The sequence below is a fragment of the Rhizobium sp. PL01 genome (assembly GCF_033447125.1).
GTDB lineage: Bacteria > Pseudomonadota > Alphaproteobacteria > Rhizobiales > Rhizobiaceae > Pararhizobium.
Window position 1 is genome coordinate 181,436 of record NZ_JAWQUM010000013.1, and the last position, 19,823, is coordinate 201,258.

23 protein-coding genes are annotated in these 19,823 nt (G+C 58.1%); 7 read left to right on the plus strand and 16 right to left on the minus strand.

Annotation, left to right across the window (positions count from 1 at the left end; genetic code table 11):
- Nucleotides 1-179 precede the first annotated feature (179 nt).
- A complete protein-coding gene (locus tag R6X40_RS26575) occupies nt 180-1,466 on the plus strand; it encodes a hypothetical protein (protein WP_318417595.1) in 1,287 nt (428 codons plus the stop codon).
- Between the two features lie 632 nt (nt 1,467-2,098).
- On the opposite strand, the gene R6X40_RS26580 is transcribed toward R6X40_RS26575, so the two are convergent.
- From R6X40_RS26580 to R6X40_RS26610, 7 genes are all read right to left on the minus strand, one after another.
- Entirely contained in the window at nt 2,099-3,448 is a 1,350-nt protein-coding gene (locus R6X40_RS26580) for an adenylate/guanylate cyclase domain-containing protein (protein ID WP_318417596.1), read from the minus strand.
- An 86-nt stretch (nt 3,449-3,534) separates the two neighbouring features.
- Complete coding sequence (locus R6X40_RS26585) at nt 3,535-3,819, minus strand: copper-binding protein (RefSeq protein ID WP_062583458.1); 285 nt, start codon at nt 3,817-3,819, stop codon at nt 3,535-3,537.
- Nucleotides 3,820-3,841: 22 nt separating this feature from the next.
- A complete protein-coding gene (locus tag R6X40_RS26590; protein WP_318417599.1) occupies nt 3,842-4,321 on the minus strand; it encodes a plastocyanin/azurin family copper-binding protein in 480 nt (159 codons plus the stop codon).
- Nucleotides 4,322-4,361: 40 nt separating this feature from the next.
- Nucleotides 4,362-5,711 (minus strand): copper oxidase, encoded by a 1,350-nt coding sequence (locus tag R6X40_RS26595; RefSeq protein ID WP_318417601.1) that lies wholly within the window; start codon nt 5,709-5,711, stop codon nt 4,362-4,364.
- A gap of 14 nt (nt 5,712-5,725) precedes the next feature.
- Nucleotides 5,726-7,189, minus strand: a complete 1,464-nt coding sequence (locus R6X40_RS26600) for a TolC family protein (RefSeq protein WP_318417603.1) — start codon at nt 7,187-7,189, stop codon at nt 5,726-5,728.
- The gene (locus R6X40_RS26605) at nt 7,186-7,413 is read right to left on the minus strand and encodes a hypothetical protein (RefSeq protein WP_318417605.1); all 228 of its coding nucleotides are present in this window, start codon (nt 7,411-7,413) and stop codon (nt 7,186-7,188) included. The genes R6X40_RS26600 and R6X40_RS26605 overlap by 4 nt, the downstream gene beginning before the upstream one ends.
- A 90-nt stretch (nt 7,414-7,503) precedes the next feature.
- A complete protein-coding gene (locus R6X40_RS26610; protein ID WP_318417606.1) occupies nt 7,504-7,884 on the minus strand; it encodes a hypothetical protein in 381 nt (126 codons plus the stop codon).
- Between the two features lie 202 nt (nt 7,885-8,086).
- Here R6X40_RS26610 and R6X40_RS26615 point away from each other — a divergent pair, with 202 nt between their 5' ends.
- The 3 genes from R6X40_RS26615 to R6X40_RS26625 all read left to right on the plus strand — a co-directional run bounded on the left by R6X40_RS26615 (nt 8,087) and on the right by R6X40_RS26625 (nt 9,753).
- Nucleotides 8,087-8,587 carry a YqaA family protein gene (locus R6X40_RS26615; protein WP_318417607.1) on the plus strand — a complete coding sequence of 167 codons (501 nt, stop codon included), beginning with the start codon at nt 8,087-8,089 and terminating at the stop codon, nt 8,585-8,587.
- A 388-nt stretch (nt 8,588-8,975) separates the two neighbouring features.
- A complete protein-coding gene (locus tag R6X40_RS26620) occupies nt 8,976-9,404 on the plus strand; it encodes a DUF305 domain-containing protein (protein WP_318417609.1) in 429 nt (142 codons plus the stop codon).
- A 16-nt stretch (nt 9,405-9,420) separates the two neighbouring features.
- A complete protein-coding gene (locus R6X40_RS26625) occupies nt 9,421-9,753 on the plus strand; it encodes a four-helix bundle copper-binding protein (RefSeq protein WP_065280323.1) in 333 nt (110 codons plus the stop codon).
- A 52-nt stretch (nt 9,754-9,805) separates the two neighbouring features.
- Here R6X40_RS26625 and R6X40_RS26630 read toward each other — a convergent pair whose 3' ends face one another.
- The 5 genes from R6X40_RS26630 to R6X40_RS26650 form a co-directional block, all read right to left on the minus strand.
- The gene (locus tag R6X40_RS26630; RefSeq protein WP_318417612.1) at nt 9,806-10,252 is read right to left on the minus strand and encodes a hypothetical protein; all 447 of its coding nucleotides are present in this window, start codon (nt 10,250-10,252) and stop codon (nt 9,806-9,808) included.
- Nucleotides 10,253-10,316: 64 nt separating this feature from the next.
- Complete coding sequence (locus R6X40_RS26635) at nt 10,317-10,820, minus strand: SRPBCC family protein (protein WP_318417614.1); 504 nt, start codon at nt 10,818-10,820, stop codon at nt 10,317-10,319.
- Entirely contained in the window at nt 10,817-11,029 is a 213-nt protein-coding gene (locus R6X40_RS26640) for a DUF2933 domain-containing protein (protein ID WP_318417616.1), read from the minus strand. The genes R6X40_RS26635 and R6X40_RS26640 overlap by 4 nt, the downstream gene beginning before the upstream one ends.
- The gene (locus R6X40_RS26645; RefSeq protein WP_318417617.1) at nt 11,026-13,239 is read right to left on the minus strand and encodes a copper-translocating P-type ATPase; all 2,214 of its coding nucleotides are present in this window, start codon (nt 13,237-13,239) and stop codon (nt 11,026-11,028) included. Before R6X40_RS26645 ends, R6X40_RS26640 begins: the two co-directional genes overlap by 4 nt.
- A 164-nt stretch (nt 13,240-13,403) precedes the next feature.
- Nucleotides 13,404-13,766 (minus strand): hypothetical protein, encoded by a 363-nt coding sequence (locus tag R6X40_RS26650; RefSeq protein WP_318417618.1) that lies wholly within the window; start codon nt 13,764-13,766, stop codon nt 13,404-13,406.
- A gap of 157 nt (nt 13,767-13,923) precedes the next feature.
- On the opposite strand from R6X40_RS26650, the gene R6X40_RS26655 reads away from it, so the two are divergent.
- Complete coding sequence (locus R6X40_RS26655) at nt 13,924-14,508, plus strand: c-type cytochrome (protein WP_412178471.1); 585 nt, start codon at nt 13,924-13,926, stop codon at nt 14,506-14,508.
- 10 nt (nt 14,509-14,518) lie between these two features.
- Here R6X40_RS26655 and cueR read toward each other — a convergent pair whose 3' ends face one another.
- Both cueR and R6X40_RS26665 read right to left on the minus strand, forming a co-directional pair.
- Complete coding sequence (gene cueR, locus R6X40_RS26660) at nt 14,519-14,962, minus strand: Cu(I)-responsive transcriptional regulator (RefSeq protein WP_318417620.1); 444 nt, start codon at nt 14,960-14,962, stop codon at nt 14,519-14,521.
- A 15-nt stretch (nt 14,963-14,977) separates the two neighbouring features.
- Nucleotides 14,978-17,458, minus strand: coding sequence for a heavy metal translocating P-type ATPase (locus R6X40_RS26665; RefSeq protein WP_318417621.1), 2,481 nt, complete (start codon nt 17,456-17,458; stop codon nt 14,978-14,980).
- 274 nt (nt 17,459-17,732) lie between these two features.
- Here R6X40_RS26665 and R6X40_RS26670 point away from each other — a divergent pair, with 274 nt between their 5' ends.
- Nucleotides 17,733-17,933, plus strand: a complete 201-nt coding sequence (locus tag R6X40_RS26670; protein ID WP_318417622.1) for a hypothetical protein — start codon at nt 17,733-17,735, stop codon at nt 17,931-17,933.
- A gap of 162 nt (nt 17,934-18,095) precedes the next feature.
- On the opposite strand, the gene R6X40_RS26675 is transcribed toward R6X40_RS26670, so the two are convergent.
- Together R6X40_RS26675 and R6X40_RS26680 are read right to left on the minus strand one after the other, a co-directional pair.
- Entirely contained in the window at nt 18,096-18,878 is a 783-nt protein-coding gene (locus tag R6X40_RS26675) for a DUF930 domain-containing protein (RefSeq protein WP_318417623.1), read from the minus strand.
- Between the two features lie 149 nt (nt 18,879-19,027).
- Nucleotides 19,028-19,234, minus strand: coding sequence for a heavy-metal-associated domain-containing protein (locus R6X40_RS26680; RefSeq protein ID WP_318417624.1), 207 nt, complete (start codon nt 19,232-19,234; stop codon nt 19,028-19,030).
- Between the two features lie 214 nt (nt 19,235-19,448).
- Here R6X40_RS26680 and R6X40_RS26685 point away from each other — a divergent pair, with 214 nt between their 5' ends.
- Nucleotides 19,449-19,823: a hypothetical protein gene (locus tag R6X40_RS26685; RefSeq protein WP_318417626.1), complete on the plus strand. Its 375-nt coding sequence runs from the start codon at nt 19,449-19,451 to the stop codon at nt 19,821-19,823.

Here is a 19,823-nt window from a genome sequence, read left to right on the forward strand (position 1 = left end):
GCGATGTTTGGAGCCCTGATTGGATGTCTGTTTTGACATTCTGAACGGTAAAGCTCGGAATAGTTCACGAGTATCATCGCGCGGCTGGATGACACGGAGTCTCGACAGCAAGCAGTTAATGCGACAAGTTGCCACCGCTCCTCTTCAGGAGAATGGCCAACAGCAGGCGAGGACGAGACATGAACGTCAACGATCCCGGTCTGGCAGAGGCCAGCCATTCCGCGACAGAACGGTTTAACCGGAATTGCTTCTGCATTACCCTCGACCGCGCCGCACTTGGGGCGGCGCTGGATCACGAGGCCGCCGAAACCGGCTTCTATGAAGCTTTCATCAAGTCCCGGTCGCATCTGTTTTCCAATGTCCCGGTCTTCCTCTCCAGGTCCGCCATAGCAGAGATGGGTGGGATTGTGGAGGCCATTGAGGCAGCGACAAAATTGCCGGGCTACCGCGACACCGTCCTCTCCTGGGCCCCCGAAATCGCGCAACAGGATTTTGGCCCCGCTGGCGCGCTAATGGGCTACGATTTCCATCTCGATAATGATGGTCCCAAGCTGATCGAAGTGAACACCAATGCCGGCGGTGCGTTCCTCAATGCGCTGCTGGCCAAAGCTCAGAAGGCCTGCTGCGCGGAACTCGAACAGGGGCTGCTAGTCGCCAGCGACGATGATTTCGAAACCAGGGTTGTTGCCATGTTCGGTGACGAATGGCGCCGCCAGCGCGGCGCCGGTTCGCCACGAAGAATCGCTATCGTCGATGATCGGCCTGAGGAGCAATATCTCTATCCTGAATTCGTGCTTGCCAGACAATTGTTGCTGAAGCACGGTATCGACGCCGTGATTGGCGACGCGAGCGAACTGCACTATGATGGCGGCAGGCTCCGGCTCGCCGGCCAAGAGATCGACCTCGTCTATAATCGCCTGGTCGATTTTGCGCTGGACCGCCCGCAGCATGCAGCACTCAGAGCGGCGTATCGGGACGGCTCGGTGGTGGTTACGCCCAGTCCGTATAACTATGCGCTTCTTGCGGCCAAGCGCAATCTGACACTGTTGTCCGATCCGGCCGCGCTGGAAGCCGTTGGCCTGTCTGCAGATATGCGCTTGCGTCTTGCCGGTGTTCCGCAGACCGTTCTGGTCACGCCCGACAATGCGGACTTTCTTTGGCGGTCTCGAAAGGACATGTTCTTCAAGCCATTCTCGGGCCATGGCAGCAAGGCCGTCTACCGCGGCGACAAGGTGACGAAAGGGGTGTGGGCCGAGATCGCCCGGGGTGGCTACGTGGCTCAAGCCTTTGCCGCACCCGGGCACCGCATGATCGAGATCGATGGAGCACCCGCTTCGCGCAAGATGGACGTGCGGCTCTATACTTACGATGGCAAGATGCTGCTCTCGGCCGCTCGGCTTTACCAGGGCCAGACTACCAATTTCAGGACGCCGGGCGGCGGCTTTGCCCCGGTTCTGGTAGTATGACATGCCGGATTCATTGGTGCTGACTACAAACAGGGGCTCGTCGAGCATCTGGTTTGCTTTGTTTTCGGTCGCGGATCCTCCAATTTGGCGACTGGATGGCAAGATTAATCGTTGGCAAGCACAACACCGACCTGACCTTTAATGATTTTGGCGGTGAGTACCGAGGCACGCGATTGTTGAAATCAACCACGGGCTAGCTGTGGACGTTCGTCACATCCAAACTGACGGACCAATTGCGGCGCATAGCAAATCTTCGACCGCCGCTCGCACATCTGTTATAAATAACGTCGCCTCGTTTGATTGGTGTTATACTGTTTTCTTCGCTTGCCTTGGGAGGGGTCAATGTGGAGCCGTGCGATCTTCCTATTTCCTGCCGCAGTTATCTCATCCGTGTTTGCGGCACAGGCCGCAGAACGGCCGCCATTTCACGTTTCGCATTTCCAGGACGACGTTACCGTCAATCTAACTGTGACATCGCTGCAGACATCGCTTGTCCGAGACTACGACTTCGATGTGACCGTCGGCCTGACCGAATTCGATAGCGCGGGATCGGTCAGGTACATCGACCGGGGAAGCCACGACGTCCGTGTGAAATGCGATGGCCCAGGCAAGGTCTTCATTGGTGGCGCGGTTTACGTTCCAACCAATGGTGTCGCCGGAAGCGACTGGAAAGAAGACCTCTGGAAATCGGTCTGTATATCCCCGGTTTCATAGGCGGCAGTCGATGCGAGACCGGCAGCGCGACGAATGTAGGCGATGTTGAGCGACGCTTTCCTACCGGTGATATTGACGCCCTTTCTGTACACCCATTCATCGGCCCCAAACATATTCGGGACTTCTTCGATCATGCGCTCCGAAACCACGAGTGGCGATTTCAAGAGACTCGCCAGCGACTCGAGGCGTTGGGCGACGTTAACGGCGTCTCCGATCACGGTGAACTCGTCATGGAAGCCGCTTTCAAGAACGCCGCCGAGAACCGTGCCATAGTGCAAGCCGATCCCCACATCCAAACGGGGGCCACCCTTGCCGATGTTGTCGTTGCGCCAGTCGTCGAGTGCCGCGGTCAAAGCCAACGCACACGCCAATGATCGCTGCGCATCGTCCGCCTTCGGCCTCGGTTGCCCGAACACCGCCATCACGCCATCGCCGATGAACTTGTCCACAGTCCCGCCATAGGCGAACACAGTGCCGGCGACGATGTGCCGATACCCGCCGAGGACGCGGGCAAGCTCGGCTGCGGAAGCAGTTTCCGCATATGACGTGAAGTCACGGATGTCTACAAACATGATCGCCGCGTCCCGCCGCTCGAGGTCTAGCGTGGCGCTGGCGGTTTGAAGATCGGCGACTACCCTCGGCGAGAAGAAGCGCGACAGGTTCATTCGCTTCTCCTCGATCCTCAAAGCCTGCCTCATGGTGCGGTCGTGATCGCGAGCCAACAGATACACGGCCAGCGCGGTGAAAGCGAAACTCAGCGTCAGACCGAGGTCCTGATTGAAGAAGTTAGAGAGCATTGTCCCTGGGATACTGGAGTGGTGACGAAGCGCCATCACGGCAAGCATCAGTACCCATGCCGACACCACTATCGCCGAAAACAAGACGATCAGCCTCCGGTCGAGCTTCAGGGCTACGTGGTTCAGGAGGATGAAGGATACGACCAGGCTCGATGTCGTAAGATTGTGGTCTTCCGTGATCGGACTAGCCAGAATGTGTTCATAGAGAACGACCACGACGAGTGCTGCATCGAGCATCACGAACGTAGTGCCGAGGTGCTTCTGTTTCGGGAAATAGACAGCCGCCGCGACGGATGCGATGCCCACGACCAAATAAACCAGACTCACGATGACATGGGTCGTAAAACTGGCGAGGTCGTCGCCGAACACCAGGTTGGCGAACAGGATTGCAAGAACGACGAATCGCAGCGAGGCCGATCGTATTTCCCGCGTCGACGCACTGTTGCTGAAGGGCGATGTTTTTTGATTCATTAATCCAGGTCGGCACGATCGACAGCTGTCGATCCGGAGGATGAGGTTGGGCGGGCCGAGCGTTTGGAAGGCTCGGCCCGATCGCGTTACTTGATTTCCGTGACGGTCAGCTTGCCCTCGACGCGCTCGGCGACGAACTCGATGCTCGCGCCTTCCTTGAGCTTCTCAAGCATTGCATCGTCCTTGACGCGAAACACCATGGTCATGGCAGGCATTTCCAAAGACTTCAGTTCCTCATGAATGAGGGTGACCTTCTTTGCCTTGGCGTCGACTTTCTTGACGGTGCCCTTGGTGAATTCCGCCGCGAAAGCGCCGGAGGCGAGGGCGATTGCGACCATGGCGGTGGCTGCAAGTGTGAAAACTGATCTCATTGTCTTATCTCCTTGGGTTGGCTCACTTCTTGGCGACGGTCACGTCGCCATGCATCCCGGCGTCGTAGTGACCGGGAACGAGGCAGGCGATCTTGAACGTGCCGTCATTGGTGAACTTCCAGATGATCTCGCCGGACTTTCCAGCGGCCAAACGGATCGCGTTAGGGTCGTCGTGTTCCATCTCCGGGAACTTCTCCATCACGGCCTTGTGCTCCATGATCTTGTCTTCCTGGTCGAGGACGAACTCGTGGTCCAACTCGCCCGCGTTCTTGATGGAGAAGACGATGGTCTGACCCTTGCGGACCTTGAAGGTGTTCGGCGTGAAGATCATCTTGCCGTCGTCCGTCTCCTTCATGGAAACGCGGATGGTCTGGGTGGCTTGCGCCTTCTTGCCGGGCTCGCCGACAGCCATGGCTTCACCGTGTCCACCAGCGTGTGAACCGGAGGCAAGGGCCGGAGACGCGAGCGCCGCGAGGAACAGTGCGAGAATTGCAGTCTTCATGATTCAGTCCTTTGATTGTTTGATGGGATAGAGTTCACGATCAACCGTGCTTCATGGGTTTCGGGGTGATCTGCGTCTTTGCGTCTTTCGCCTTGGTTGTGTCGGGAAGCTCACCCGTCCACTCCCAGGCCTGCGTACCGGGTGGGTTTTCGTACCAGCCGGGATCGGTGTAATCGTCGGCCGCAATCCCCTCGCGGACCTTGACGACGGAGAACATGCCCCCCATTTCGATGGGACCGTGCGGACCCCATCCGGTCATCATCGGAACGGTGTTCTCCGGAATTTCCATTTCCATCTCGCCCATGTCGGCCATGCCAGCGGTTCCCATCGGCATGTATTCGGGACGTAGTTTCCTGATCTTTTCCGCGACTTCTTTCTTGTCGACACCGATGAAGGTCGGGATGTCATGTCCCATGGCGTTCATCGTATGGTGCGACTTGTGGCAATGGATTGCCCAGTCACCGACGTATTTGGCATCGAACTCGTAGGCCCGCATCGCGCCGACCGGGATGTCGATGCTGACCTCCGGCCAGCGAGCCTCCGGCCGTACCCAGCCCCCGTCCGTGCAAGTGACCTCGAAGTCGTACCCGTGCATGTGGATCGGATGGTTCGTCATGGTCAGATTGCCCACCCGGACCCTGACCCTGTCATCCTTGGAGACCACAAGCGGGCTGATGTCTGGGAAGATGCGGCTGTTCCAGGCCCAGAGGTTGAAGTCCGTCATCTCCATGATGCGCGGAACGTAAGTGCCGGGATCGATGTCATAGGCGCTGAGCAGGAACACGAAATCCCGGTCCACCGGCATGAACTTCTCGTCCTTCGGATGGATGATGAACATCCCCATCATGCCCATTGCCATTTGGACCATCTCGTCGGAATGCGGGTGGTACATGAAGGTGCCCGATTTCACGAGGTCGAACTCGTAGACGAAGGTCTTGCCGACGGGGATGTGCGGTTGCGACAGGCCGCCGACCCCATCCATGCCCGACGGCAGGATCATGCCGTGCCAGTGGATGGTGGTATGTTCCGGCAGCTTGTTGGTCACGAAGATGCGAACTCGGTCGCCTTCAACCGCCTCGATGGTCGGACCCGGCGACTGGCCGTTGTAACCCCAGAGATGGGCGGTCATGCCTTCCGCCATCTCGCGCTCGACAGGTTCGGCGACAAGGTGGAATTCCTTGACGCCGTTGTTCATGCGATGGGGTAGCGTCCACCCGTTAAGTGTCACGACCGGCGTGTAATCCGGTCCTGAGGAGGGGCGTACAGGCGTCTGCGTTTCGGCGGTTTCCATGATCGCAGCCTCAGGCAGACCCATATTGGAGGTCTTTGCCCAGGCGGCGGTCGATACCAAAGCGGCGCTTGCGCCGATTATCTGTCTTCTATTGAACATGTCCGTGTCCTTTCCTAGTGACCGCCGCCGCCGCTTTCGGCAGCCGCTGCGACTTCCGTTTCGCCACCGGCTGCGCCCGCGCCGCCGCCATAAATGGCAGGCACGAGATTGGCTTCGGCCAACCAGAAATCGCGTTTTGCGTTGACGGCCAGGAGGATCGAGTTGACCTTCTCCCGGCTGTCGGCGAGCAGTTCAAACGTGTTGGTGATCATGCCGTTGTAGGTGAGGAGGGATTCTTCCTCGATCTTGGTCCGCAACGGTACGACGCTGTTGCGGTAGTGTCGGGCGATATCGTAGTTCGAGCGATAGGCCTGGTAAGCGGACCGCGCCTCCGAGCGGACGTTCACTGCCTTTTCCGCCAGCAGGTTCGCGGCACGCATGTAGGCCAGCTCGCCTTTCCGCATTCGGGCCTTGCCGGAATCGAAGATCGGAATGACGAACTCCAGCGCGACGTTGCCGGTCGTGTCGACTTTCTTCTCCCCGTCCTCCAGTTCCCGTTCTGTCTCGAACCCCGTCAGGATTTCGAGATCGGTCACGTACCGCGTTGCTTCGGTGAGGTTGTAGGACTTGGCCGTGGCGTCGAGATCGAGCTTGGCCATCTGCAGGTCAACGCGACGTTGCAGGGCTTCCGCCTCGATCAGGTCTCGTTTGATCAGACCCTTCGGGAGCTGCGCCAGGCGATTGGGAATCTGGTAGTCGGTGTCCGATCCCCAAAGTCCCATGAGCCGTGTCAGCTCTTCTTTCGCGAGGCGAGCTTCAAGCCGGGCCTTGGCGGTCTGACCTGCCAATTCGGCATAGAACACGTGCTCACGGGCCTGGCCGCCCTTGGTCAGCGCACCCGTTTCGCCGAGTTTTTGCGCAAGGTCCGAAGCTGCGTCTGCCGCCGCCTGCGCTTGGTTGAGCTGGGCGACTGTTTCCCAAGAGGCAACGGCACTGAGCCACGCCCGCCGGGTATCAGCGGCGAGTTGCAAGGTTTGCAGGGCCGCATTGAGCTGGGCCTTGCGGAACTCGGTCTCGGCAATGCCCACGTTCCGTTTATGCGTGGCGAGGGCCAGGATGTTGGTGGCGATCACGCCTTCGACGGTCTTGAATGCTTCAAGCCCGGGTGTGCCGATTCCGATCAATCCGACTTCGACTGTGGGGTTCACGAGCATAGTCGACTGCCATGCATCCGCAGCAGAGTCACCGAGATCGGCATAGGCTGCCTGGAGGCCCTTGTTATTGAGGAGGGCGATCTGCACCGCTGTCTCAACGTCGACGTTTTTCTTCGCCAGCAACGTCTTCACCCGACCCGAGACGGCCTGGGCATCGTGGCGGTTCTGAATCCAGACCGTGTCTTTTCCGGTCGCTTCTGCGGTTTTGTTGGATACGGACGAGAATCCGGAGTTCTTCTGGGAATACTCCGCCGCCGAGACGCATCCACCGAGAATGAGTGGGAGCGCCACAGTCGCCGCGAGCTTGAGTTTCGTAACGTTCATGACGCGCCTCCGTCTGGAGCCTGCGCGTCGTTCTGGTTTCGCCACGGTTTGGGATTGACCGGGGCGCGGTGCGTGTAGCCCGTAACGGGGCTTTGGTAATGAACGGGGCGAACGTCGACCGGGAGGTCGGCAAGGTCGCCCGAAGCAATGACTTCAGGAAGCAACGTGGAAGCGCAACCGCTTGCGATAAGCGGCAAGGCAACCACCAGAAATATAGGTTTCATGGTGTAATCCGAATAGGAGATGGCAGCGGCGCAGCGGGCAATAACACCCACCTACGCACGTTCAGACCCGTAAGGACGGGCGTGTCCTATTCAGATATTCGGGGGGCGATGCAGCGGCACGAGTTCTCCGACGACGCGATTGTCGTCGATGAATTTGCGGATGGAATCCATCTCGACGGGGCCACCGTCCACATCGGCGGTCGCGACAATCGCAAAACTCACGCAGAAGTCTTTGCAACACTCCTGCTTCGCAATTTTTTGAATGTCATCCGGAGAGGCGCTTTCGTCTCCATGGACGTGGTCGCCGTTTGTCATCTCGTGGTGGTCGTCAGGTTGGACAGCCGTCGATCTCGCTATCGACCCATGCATTGCTGCCGAAGCGGCGGGCAACGAGTATCCCGCCAGTGATGCGATGATCACCAACCGAAGCAGAACCAGCATTTTGGCCAATGTGATTCGATACATACCCATGCCCGAGGACTACCATTAGTCCTGAAGGTGTCAATTGCGAGCTTCATCTAGCCGATGATTCGCGTCGATTATGTGGCGCTGCACAAGGAACCATCCCAACGAAGGACCATGAAGAAACCTTGTAGAGCTTCCAACGATGGCAAGGTCAACAGGGCTCTAAAGGGGAGTGTGGAATTTATGGGAGATATGCGGGTTACATTCAGTGAGTAGCTTAACGGCCTATATCGGGCTTTTCCTGGTCGCCTTCGGCGCAGCGACGATTTTGCCATTTCAGTCCGAGCCCGTGCTCATTGGACTCCTCGCTTCGGGCAAATTCTCTGTGCACTACTTGCGCATCGTCGCAAGTGTCGGAAACATTCTGGGAGCAGTGTGCAACTGGATTCTCGGCCGGTTCATTGATCGTTTTCAGGACAGGGCTTGGTTTCCAGTGAAGAAGCCTTCGCTAGAAAGAGCCAGTGGTTGGTATCGGCGGTATGGCCGATGGTCGCTGCTGTTGTCTTGGATGCCCCTGTTCGGGGATGCGCTGACGGTGATAGCCGGAGTGTTGCGTGAGCCCCTGTGGTCCTCCTTGATACTCGTTACAGTCGCAAAGACCGGCCGCTATCTTGTCCTCGCGGCGCTGACGCTCGGGACAACCTCAGCCTTGGCGTTCCGAGGTATCAACCAGCGGAGACGGGAACATTCTTCTGGAAGACGCGTTTAAGGCGAAAGGAATTGCGTCTCCAATGCCTCTGTTGAGAACATTTTACCGCCTGGCACGAATTGCGGCCCTGTGCCTCATGGTGGTGAACCTCCACGGCGCGGCGGCGGCTGGCCAATTCAGCGCCAATCACAATTGCCCGTCGATTACCGAGCCCGGCCACCGCAATCCAGCATCCGTTCATCATGCCGGTTGCTGCACCAATCTGCACTGCTGCCCGATTTTGGCAGTGCCGCCGTGTGCGGACGCCCGTGCAGTCGGTCCCCGACCTGCTACGCCAATCCTGAACGAACCCAGTCCGTTCCTGCTCGTGCGTGCGTTCCATCCCCCTCCAAAGCTCCTTAGCTGATTTGCTGAATCCAAATATGTGAATCCAAACAGGAGAATAGAGATGAAAACTCTCGTAAAATATTCGCTCGCTGCAGCAGGCGCTCTTTCAATACTCGTGATTATGCCTGCCGCCTCTTTCGCGGAGATGGCCTATCCGGAAAAGTGCAAGTCCGAGATGGACATGTCAAAGATGGATATGATGTCCGGTGACATGGGCATGGGCGACATGATGACCGACTATCAGAAGGCATCAATGGAAGGCATGAAGTCGATGCACATGAACATGATGCAAGGCATGATGAAAAAGGACGCCGACGTCGCCTTCGTTTGCGGGATGATCGCCCATCACATGGGCGCGATCAGCATGTCCGAGGTTGAGGTGAAATATGGTGACAACGAATGGGCCAAAAAGGCTGCCCAGAAGATCATCGAGGCGCAGACCAAAGAAATCGCCGAGATGAATGAGTGGCTCGACAAGGAAGCGAAGTAGGGAAGGGAGCACGAGCATGCATCACCTTTCAGACGAAATGAAAGCCTGCATCGACAATTGTCTCGCTTGCTATCGTGAGTGCTTGTCGATGGCCATGGGGCACTGCCTGGAAATGGGCGGCAAGCACACCGAACCGCAACATTTCAAGCTCATGATGGCCTGCGCGGAAATCTGCCGAACTTCGGCTCATTTCATGCTCATTGGTTCAGAGCATCACAAGCACGTCTGCCGAGAGTGCGCCGAAATCTGCGCTCAGTGCGCGGAGGATTGTGAGCGTGTCGGGGACATGGAGTCGTGTGTAGCGGCTTGCCGTCGCTGTGCGGAGAGCTGCACAAAAATGGCGGCTTGAAAAGATGGTGGAGAGCACGGATGAGAGTGCTCTCCACCAACACCCTGTGTCATCAGGCGTTGTTAGCCTTTGCCCCTTCCAACCAGTAGGTGATCAAACTCGCGGCCCAAAGCGCGAAGAGACCAAGCAGTGCCCACTTGAAGTCGGAGTTGATCGCGAAATTGACAACCGTCATCGTCCCAATCGAAGCCGCGCCTCCAAGGATGGCACCGAACACTGCTATGGGCTCTCGCGAACGGAAGGCTTCAGCGGCAAGCGTGATCATAAGAATACCCGTCGCCATTGCGAAGCCTCCAAGGACCGCAAAGACAAACCCAAGCCAATCTCTCAAGCTGGGCCCGACCGCCAACAGGTCGGCTTCCGTCAACTGCATGTAACGCACGTCTTCGGGCAGCATCGGCGGGCGAAAGAGAACAAAATAAATTCCGATGCCGACCACGATGATCGCAGTCATCGTCAGAAGCAGTGCTGAAGGTGTCCACTTACGTCTATCGAGCATCGTCTTCTCCTCAAAGCAGGCCGCTCTCGTTAATACGCCCATCGCCCTCACGACTGCCGCTGCGTCAGTCCGGGCCGAGTTTCGCCGAAAATGCTGCTTTTGCAGCCGCCGCCATCCGCTTGACGCACCATCTTGCGTAGATTGCACCTAGCAAGGTCCCAGCGATCCGGCCAACCACGGAAGTAGGATAGTCGTAATCGATAAACACGTGGAGACGGCAGAGACGCCCGTTATCCTCTATTTGGAAGCGCATCCGGTAACTTCCGATAACGAGAAGGCGCGGCTCTCCTACCGTTTCCCATGATTTTAGAAACGGTGGTTGCCGCTGAATGACGACTTCCTCCACATATAGTTTCAAACCAGCTACTTTTCCGGTCATCTTGATTACGGAGCCGACACTTCGGCCGCGAGCTTCGTCAAAATCATATGCCATGCTCCCCCACAACATCATTGCCGACGATCTCTCCATGTGCGTGCCGGGGTTTGCCTGGTCGTCCATGTAGTCAAATAGCCGTTCTGCCGACGTCGTCACCTCGACATCTGTCTGCGCCGAGCGTGTGTAGATCAACGTGTTTCATCCTTACCTACGCGGTCGTCGCTGCGGCCGTGACCACCGTGCCCACCGTGACCATGGAATAGATGCAGGACGGGGCAAGCTAACAGGAGAATGTAGGGGGCGAGACCCAATGCATGCGCCCAGTGCTCACGCAGCAGGAAGAAGGCGAGAATGACGCCCAGTGACGCAGCAATCAGCGTCCATTTGCGATCCCATTTCATATCCGTACGCTCCTCAATCTCAGGGCGTTGCCAATCACGCTAACTGACGAGAGCGCCATGGCGGCCGCTGCTATGATCGGCGACAGCAAAAGTCCGAACGAGGGGTAGAGCACTCCGGCGGCAATTGGGACGCCAGCCGCATTATATATGAAGGCGAAGAACAGGTTCTGCCGGATATTGTTCATTGTCGCATGACTCAGTTGGCGAGCCCGCACAATCCCTTGCAGATCGCCTTTGAGCAGAGTAACGCCTGCGCTCTCAATCGCGACATCCGTGCCGGTTCCCATAGCAATTCCGACATCTGCAGCAGCCAGGGCAGGGGCGTCGTTCACTCCATCTCCAGCCATAGCAACGATTCGGCCTTCTTCCCGCAAGCGTTTGACGATCTTGCTCTTGTCTTCCGGCAGGATTTCAGCCTCGATCTCGGTGATCCCGAGTTTTCGCGCAACTGCGTCGGCCGTCGTCTTGTTGTCGCCCGTCAGCATGACGACCCGGACCCCAGCCTTTAGCAAAGCTTGAACTGCATCTGGCGTCGTCGTCTTGATCGGGTCGGAGATCGCCAAGAGGCCTCCAACCCGGCCGTCTATCGCGATGAAGATTACCGTTGCGCCTTCACCCCTCATCGCTTCGGCCTGGCTGATAAGAGCCGAGACATCGATATGAGCTTCCTCCATGATGCGGTGGCTGCCTATGATGAGCCTGCGTCCGTCGACACTTCCCGTGACCCCTTTCGCAACCGGGCTATCGAAATCGAGCGCGACGCCGAGAACCAGCTGCCGTTCCGTCGCCGCGTTGACAATAGCGGTTGCCAGTGGATGCTCGCTCGCCCGTTCCAGTGTTGCCGCCAGGCGCAGCAGTTCGGATTCTGTGAACCCATTTATCGCCGCCATCGACGTTACCTTGGGTTTTCCCTCGGTCAGGGTTCCAGTCTTGTCGACGACCAGCGTGTCGATCTTCTCGAAATGCTCTAACGCTTCGGCATTCTTGATCAGGACACCAAGACCTGCACCTCGGCCGACGCCGACCATGATCGACATTGGGGTCGCAAGACCCAATGCGCAGGGGCATGCGATGATGAGCACTGCGACTGCGGCTACAAGGCCGTGGGCAAAGCGCGGTTCTGGTCCCCATATCATCCACGCTGCGAATGCCACGATGGCAATCCCGATCACCACAGGCACGAACCAACCTGACACCTCGTCGGCCAAGCGCTGGATCGGTGCTCGCGAGCGCTGGGCATCTGCGACCATCCGGACGATCTGCGATAGCATTGTGTCTCGGCCAACTTTTCCTGCCTCCATGACGAAACCACCGGTCTGGTTCATCGTGCCGCCGATCAGCTTTGCACCGGCCTCTTTGGTGACGGGCATCGATTCGCCTGTGATCATCGATTCATCAACCGAACTGCGACCTTCGATAAGGCTGCCATCGACTGGGACCTTTTCACCGGGGCGAACCCGAAGCCGATCCCCGACGACAACCATCTCCAGGTCGATGTCCTCATCGACACCATCGCGGACCCGGCGTGCCGTCTTGGGAGCAAGGTCAAGAAGTGCACGGATGGCACCACCGGTCTGCTCACGTGCTTGCAGTTCCAGCACCTGTCCAAGCAACACCAGTACCGTGATGACGGCGGCCGCCTCGAAGTAGATGGCGACAGAACCGTCCGCCGAGCGAAGAGTCGCCGGAAAAAGACTAGGTGAAAGCGTGGCAACGACGCTGTAAATCCATGAGACACCGGTCCCCATTGCTATCAATGTGAACATGTTCAGGCGCATAGTGACGAGCGACTTCCATGCTCGCTCGAAGAATGGAAAGCCTGCCCATAGGACGACAGGTGTAGCAAGAACAAGCTGAATCCAGTTCGAAGTCTGCGCACCAAGCACCATGTGGAGATTGGTGAGGTGGCCACCCATCTCCAGCATGAGCACAGGCACGGACAGAACGAGCCCGATCCAAAAACGGCGTCTCATGTCGAGATATTCCGCGCTGGGTCCGGTTTCTGCTGTGACCACTTCCGGTTCCAGCGTCATCCCGCAGATTGGGCAGTTTCCAGGCCCTATCTGCCTTACCTGCGGGTGCATAGGGCAAGTGTAAATCACGCCTTCCGTCTGATCGGTGACCGGACTTTTTTCGGCTGCCAGCGTGGCCTGAGCATCGTGGCCGTGATGATGGTGGTGGAGACCTTTATGGCCCTTTTGAACGTCCATTGGATTTAGTTCCCTATTGGTTCGTCTCATTCCGAACGTTCCACCTGGCTGACCCAAGACTTTGCAAGGAGACCCAGTATCGAGGTGTCGGCAATTGTCACCGAAATGGTCGCCGCGCGGTATCGCAGGCAACCGACGATCATTCCGCCGTTGAGCGGAGGTATTCAACCAATGGTTCGGGGAGGGCCGAGAGCAGGTGAGGAGCGGAGGCCGGTGATGGACTGCTGCGGATCAAAGTATCGCTGAGCGCCAGAATCCAGGTGAAAAACAACAGGGTCCGAAGCCGGAAGAATGACGTTGCATAGGCTGCATACGTTTTTGCAGCAACCCTTCTGCTCGGCAGGGTGGAAATCACCTTGTCCAGCTACGTCGCCCATGGACGTTTCGATATGTGCAACTTGAGGTGAGCCGTTATCGCAAATAACGGGAGCAGCCTCGGCCATCGGCGCAACGAGGAACATAATTGCGACCAAAACGGCCAGCAATTCTTTCACGTATCGTCGAATGGTTTGGCTTACGGCGAACATGTTTTCGCTCGGACCCTATTATCGTATTCAAGCACAGTGCCGTGCCGTTGCAAGAGTTGCGTTGATCTTGATCAAACGCGAGGACGTTTCCAGACACCGAAGGTTGGGCGTCCGTCTGCCGGGATGGTCAAAAGCGGGAGGAACAGCCTCCGGGAAAATGGAGTGTAGCATGGGGATGAATGCGAGCGCGAAGAAACTAGCCGTTCTTGTGCTTCCGATAGCCGTATTCGCCACGGCGATCTCCATAGCAACCGCCCAGACCGCCGCGCCCGGCAACGTTGTCCAAAGACAGGACGGCATGAAGGCGATGGCAAACGCCGCCAAGTCCATCAACGCCATGTTCAAGGACACGTCGCCCTACGACGCAAGAGCGTTCAAAGCGGCCGCCGAGACCATTCGGGTTCACTCGGGAGCTACCCTGTCGGCGCTGTTCGACGGTTCCGGCACCACGGCTGTCTCAAAAGCTAGCCCAAGCATTGAAACCGACCGCCAACAGTTCGACAAGCTGGCAAACGATCTTGGCATTTACGCGTCGGCCCTGTCCGTCGCAGCGGATCGAAATCCTGACACGCTCGGCCCCGGAATGCGGATGCAAACGGGAGATGCCATGGGAGGCGGACCGTTCGCAAGAAAGGTCGATGCAGCGAGAGATGCAGCATCGATGCCGGCAGAACATGCTTTCCACATGATGCTTCAAACTTGCACATCGTGCCACGCGAAGTTCCGGGTCAAGACGGACTGATCAAATTCATTTAGACAACGTTGGCGAGGCCGAACTTGGACGGCACGCCAGTCCCGCTGTCCTCCAGGGTGTCGGCGAAACCTTCGATGATCGGGCAGTCCGGCCGCTCGTCGCCGTGGCAGTGACTGGCCAAATGCTTGAGCGTCTTTGTCATCGCGGCAATCGCCGCAGCCTTGCGCTCGAGTTCCGCGATGTGTTCAAGCGCGATCGCCTTGACGTCGGAACTTGCTCGCGAACGGTCCCGCCACAAGGCTAGCAGCGTCTTCATTTGTTCGACCGAGAACCCGAGGTCGCGAGCACGGCGAATGAATTGCAGCGTATGAACGTCGTTGTCGCCATATGTGCGGTAACTCGACTCGGTACGGTGCGCCGGCGTGATCAATTTGATCTGCTCGTAGTAGCGTATCATCTTGGTCGAGACGCCCGAGGCCTTGGATGCTTCACCGATGTTCATCGTGGTTTCCTTCCGTCAGGTTGTCTTGAAGCGCCGCAGGCGCAGCGCGTTGGCCAGCACGAACACGCTGGACAGGCCCATCGCGCCAGCGGCGAGGATCGGCGACAGCAGCGTGCCGTTCACTGGATAGAGGACGCCCGCCGCCACCGGAACGAGGCTGACGTTGTAGGCGAAGGCCCAGAACAGGTTCTGCCGGATGTTGCGGATCGTCGCCTTGCTGATGGCAATCGCTCGCGGCACTCCGTTGAGATCGCCCGACATCAGCACCACGTCGGCGCTCTCGATAGCGATGTCTGTTCCAGTTCCGACCGCAAGACCGATGTCGGCCTCTGTCAGGGCGGGTGCATCGTTGATGCCGTCGCCGATGAAAGCCACCTTGCGCCCGCCGCTCCGCAGCTTGCGGACCGCTTCGACCTTGCCGTCGGGCAGGACTTCGGCGACGACCTCGTCGATGCCGAGCTGGCGGGCGATCGCCTGCGCAGTGCGCCTGTTGTCCCCCGTGATCATAGCGACCTTCAGGCCGAGCGCATGCAGAGCCTTGATCGCTTGTGGCGTCGTTTCCTTGACGGGATCGGACACGGCGATGATGGCGGCCAGTCTGCCGTCGATGGCGGCATAGAGCGGAGACTTGCCCGCATTGCCCAGGGCGGCGGCCTGGTCCGAGAACGATGAGATATCGATTCCGCTCCTCGTCATGGACCTGTCCGCGCCGACTAGCACCGACCGACCGTCGATCCGACCGCTGACACCGTAGCCGGGCGAAGCCTCGAAATCCGAGACGTCGGGGAGTGAAAGGCCATCGGCTTTCGCTGCGGCGACGATGGCTTCGGCGATCGGGTGCTCGGACTGCGTCTCCAGGCTGGCCACAAGTCGAAGCGTTTCGGCACGGTCGAAGCCAGCGCTGACAACGAAGTCTGTCAATTCCGGCTTGCCCTTGGTCAGTGTGCCGGTCTTGTCCAGTGCCACGACGTCGACATCGCGCAGGGTCTGGAGAGCTTCGCCCTTTCTGAAGAGGATGCCGAGTTCGGCCGCGCGGCCCGTGCCGACCATGATGGATGTCGGGGTCGCCAGGCCCATAGCGCAGGGGCAGGCGATGATCAGCACCGCCACGGCATTGACCAACGCGAAGGTCAGCGCAGGCGAGGGGCCGAAGAGAAGCCATGCCATGAAGGTGAGGGTTGCCGCTGCGATCACGGCCGGCACGAACCAGCCTGTCACGCGGTCGACCAGCGCCTGAATCGGTAGCTTGGAGCCTTGCGCGGCCTCGACCATCTTGATGATCTGGGCGAGCAGCGTGTCCGAACCGATCTTCGTCGCCTCGAAGGTGAATGACCCGGTCTTGTTGATCGTGCCGCCGATCACCTCGGCGCCAGCGGATTTCTTAACCGGAACGGGTTCGCCCGTGATCATGGACTCGTCCACGTAGGACGTGCCGTCGGTGACGCGGCCGTCGACCGGGACTTTTTCGCCGGGGCGGATGCGGACGAAATCGCCGAGGGCCACGTCCCCGATTTCGATCTCGACGAAGTCCTCGCCTCGCTTCACGTGCGCGGTCTTCGCCTGCAGGCCGATGAGGTGCTTGATCGCCTGGCTGGTCTTGCCTTTGGCGCGCGCCTCGAGGTAGCGGCCGAGCAGGATCAGCGTGACGATGACGGCGGCCGCCTCGTAGTAGACGTTGGCCGTGCCAGAAGGCAGCACGCCCGGCAGGAACGTCGCGACGACCGAATAGCTCCAGGCGGCCGAGGTGCCGAGCACCACCAGCGAATTCATGTCGGGGGTCCAACGAAGCAGGTTGGGAACGCCCTTCCTGAAGAAGCGGAGGCCAGGTCCGAACAGGACGATGGTGGCGAGGACGAACTGGATGACAAGGTTGTTGCCCATGCCGATGTTCACCATGATCCAGTCATGGATGGCCGGGATGAAATGCGACCCCATCTCGAGGACAAACAGGGGAAGCGTCAGCGCGGCTGACAGAGCCAGCGACATCTTCAGGCGGTTGGCCTCGCGGTCTCGACGATCCTCGTTGTTATCCGTGGAGCGGTCCGTGGTGATCCTGCGCACCTCATAGCCCGCAGCGCGCACGGCATCCTCCAGGGAGAGTGCGGAAGTCCCGGAGACAATACGGACGGTCGCCCTCTCGGTCGCGAGGTTGACCGAGGCGTCCTTCACACCTGGAACGGTTTTCAAAGCCTTCTCGACGCGGGACACGCACGAGGAACAGGTCATGCCTTCGATGCCGAGTTCCTGGGTGACAATCTTGGGCTCGTATCCGGCATTTTCGATTGCGCGGAGTACCCCATTGGTATCCGGCGCTCCCGTGAAGCGAACGGTTGCTCGTTCCGTAGCCAAGTTCACGTTGGCCGAAGCAACGCCAGGGACGGCCGCAATCGCTTTTTCCACGCGAACGACGCAGGAGGCGCAGGACATCCCTTCGATACCAAAGTCCGCAGCTATCGGCGTCGCGGCCGCGATTTCTATTTTTGATGATGCAGTCATGGGACTATCCTCATTGAACTGCACATATAAGTAATCCTTCCCATGATGGTAAGGTCAATAGCGAAACAGCAATTCGTTGAATTAAATGCAAGAACACAGGGTTTTATCTCGCCGACAAGGGGTCGTGGGCGGCGATTACCACTGGTAGACAACGGGTGCGTACCTCAACCAGAATGTCACATTTTCATCTTGAACCCCTGATACTTTAGACTAAAGTTGCATGCCGTTGGGAGGCGGCTTTTCGCAAAAAAAGATGTCAATTCTTGGGAGGGAAATGATGCAAAAATCCGATATCGCAATACCGCCAAAAGACCTTAATATGCTCCAGACGGTTCTTGACGCTTGGTGCACTCAGCATCGCATTCTGCGCAAGGATGCGACTACCGAAGCGAAAATATTGATCAATGAATACAAGCGCGGCAATCGTTCACAGATCGCGCTCATCGACGCACTGATCAACAGCACCACGCACTAGCGGGTTCAAACTGCCCCTTATAGTCGAGAACCCGGCCTCAGCAGCCGGGTTTTTCGCGCTCGGTCGAGCCGGTTCCAGACAGCGTCCTTAAACATCACTGCGAAGGCTGTAATAATCGACCGACACCGATGTCCAACGGTGTGCAAGAGTCCGCTCGGCGTATTAGTCGTCCGGTCCGTCATCGGGAGCCAAATTGTGGGCTCGCCATTCCTGCTTGGGGATTTCGCTACCCACCAAAAACGCAAACGAGACAATCCTACTGATGTCGGCGGTCACGGCACATTTGAAACCGATGTTGTACCAATGACTTCTACTTCGAAATGCACCGCCGCCGGCGTCAATTGCGGTGGCTGCCATTTTCGGGTCTGACATCGCGTAGGCCACGAGATAGTCCGGTTGAAACGTTTTGTTCCATCTATGGACCTGCTCCATCGCTTCGATGTTGCACAGCTGAATCATATGCTCTTCGGTCGCCAATTTGCGGAGAGCTTCTCGAACCTTCTTGCTCCTTGGGGCCGCCAGTATCTTGGCGGCATACAGCTGGCTCGCAGCAACCATTCGCGCGGGCTCGACATCGCGTTTTCCGATAGGCGGCAGTTCTTCGGCACTCGCCTTGTTGGTTTCCTCGGCCTGAACAGCTGGGGCCTCCGCAACAGGGCCAATGCGCTCGGTGGCTATTGGCGGCTGTACCGCGAGGTCCACATTTTGCGGTGAGACCATTTCAACGGTGATACCCTCGTCATCCGGTGGGACAAATTTCCGCACGCTGGGAATGATGGTCAAAACGATACAACCGAAAACCAAGTGGGCGATAACAGAGGCAAGGACGCTCCAGTTCCAGCCTCTGTGCTTCGACCTCGCGCCGTTACACCTCAACGGCAGCGATGCCGTGCGTCCAACATCGACATATAATGAATTGACCGTCGGGTAGCTCGAAGAATTCATTCAGTCCTGTCCGAAGCAAGCCGGTAAACTCGCCGTTTCCGCATGGCTCGGCCAGGCAGATACCACTTCATCGCATAATTGCCATGGCAAACTCACGGATATATCGCAGCAGGTGATGCCCTCGCTCGTCAGCGGAGGCATCACCTTGCTCAATAAAGTCGGCTGACAGTCACAGGATAACCAGCTTTCTCAATCGCCTGGCCAATCACGGAAGGATCAAGAGCTGTCTCCACCTTCGCCTTCCTTGACGCTAGATCGATTGTAGCAGCGGCGCTCGGGTCGGCGGATTTGATAGCTTTCTCCACGGTACCCTTGCAGTGGCCGCATGTCATGTTGGGGATATCGAACTCGTACATCTGTTGTCTCCTTTCGATGTGTTGCCATGAATGTAGGGCTTCCAACGATGGGAGGGTCAAGGGGCCCCGGTCAGAATATAACGTTTTTTTGCATTTCCGTACACGCGAAGGAATATCAACCATTTGCGACCATGTTTCCCCACGAGGAACCAAGCAACTGCACTTTTTCGTGAGATGTCTTCCAATGAAGGTGGCTCCGTGCCAGACTAACACCATGAGGTTCATGAAGGTCATCCATCGACTGCTGTTCGTGACCGCCATGCTCGGGATCATCGTCGGTCCCATGAGTATCGGGGCGGCTGACAGTGTCATGGCCGCCTCGGGACCTGTCGCGATGGACGGTATGGCTGGCATGGATATGCCTGACGACATGCCGTGCTGTCCCGACGAACAACCGACCAAGCCTGACTGCGGGAGCAAATCCTGCCCGCTTGCAGTGCTCTGCACGACGGCGATCGTCGCTCAGGTGACGACCTCACATTCGTGGTCGTTGAACGTCGGGTGGACCGCCCATCGATTCCTTATTTCTCCACATGCCGAGCTTGTCTCCTCGCTGGTTGATCCGCCAGTGCGCCCTCCAAGAGTCTGA